1 protein-coding gene is annotated in these 1159 nt (G+C 71.5%); it reads right to left on the bottom strand.

The features are described 5' to 3' along the window. Window positions 1-64: 64 nt before the first annotated feature. The coding region (locus FV228_RS30390) for an ATP-binding cassette domain-containing protein (RefSeq protein ID WP_147857811.1) at window positions 65-1159 on the bottom strand (1095 nt) is incomplete at its 5' end.

Here is a 1159-nt window from a genome sequence, read left to right as displayed (position 1 = left end):
CCCCTTCGGGGCCCACCCTCCCCCGCAGAGGGGGGAGGGAGAGCGGCGCGTGCGACCACATTCCTCACAGATACTTCGCCCCCATCTCGCCGGCGAACCGGTCCGGCGGGCCTTCCCAGACGATGCGGGCCTGTTCCAGCACGTAGACCCGGTCGGCATGGGGCAGCGCGAAGGTGACGTTCTGCTCGCCGAGCAGGACGGTGATCGGCGTGGTCTGGCGCAGGCGCTCCAGGGCCTTCGACAGCAGCTCCAGGATGACCGGGGCGAGGCCCAAGGTCGGCTCGTCGAGGATCAGGAGGCGCGGGCGCATCATCAGGGCGCGGGCGATGGTCAGCATCTGCTGCTCGCCGCCGGACAGCGTACGGGCGGTCTGGCCCTCGCGGGCCTTCAGGATCGGGAACAGCTCGTAGAGCCACTCGCGCCGCTGCACGCTCTCGGCCTTGGTGACGTGCTGGCCGCCGAGATCGAGGTTCTCGCGCACGTTGAGGTCGCCGAACAGCTCGCGGGTCTCGGGCACCTGGACGATTCCGGCCCGGGCGATCGCGGCCGGCTTCATGCGGCCGAGATCCTGGCCGTCGAACCGGATCGTGCCAGCATGCGGGACGAGGCCCGAGATGGCGTTGAACAGCGTGGTCTTGCCGGCGCCGTTGAGGCCGACCACCGAGACGAACTCGCCCTCGTGGACGTGGATGGAGGCGGCGCGCAGGGCCTGCGCCTTGCCGTAGAGCACGTCGACGCCCTCGACGGTGAGCAGCGAATCCGGCTTGAACGCGGCCTCGGGCCGGGCGGCGGTCTCGATGCTGCCGCCGAGATAGACCCGGCGCACCGTCGGGTCGGCCATCACCGACTCGGCCGTGCCCTCGGCGATGCGCTCGCCGAGATACATGGCGAACACCCGGTCCACGAGGGCCGCGACGCTCTTCACGTTGTGGTCGACGAGGAGCACGGCCTTGCCCTCGTCGCGAAACCCCCGGATCAGCTCGGAGAAGGCCGCGACCTCGCCCCCGGTCAGGCCCGCGAACGGCTCGTCCACCAGCACCACCCGGGGGTCGCGGGCGATAGCCTTGGCGAGCTCCAGCCGGCGTAGGTCCGCGAAGGGCAGGGTGCCGGGCCGCCGGTCGGCGACGGCGCCGAGGCCGACGCGCTCGGCGATCTCTCT

Origin of the sequence: Methylobacterium sp. WL18 (assembly GCF_008040015.1) — a bacterium.
In the GTDB taxonomy this organism is placed as follows: domain Bacteria; phylum Pseudomonadota; class Alphaproteobacteria; order Rhizobiales; family Beijerinckiaceae; genus Methylobacterium; species Methylobacterium mesophilicum.
Note: the sequence above shows the minus strand (reverse complement) of the source record. Positions and strands in the feature narration are given on the sequence as shown.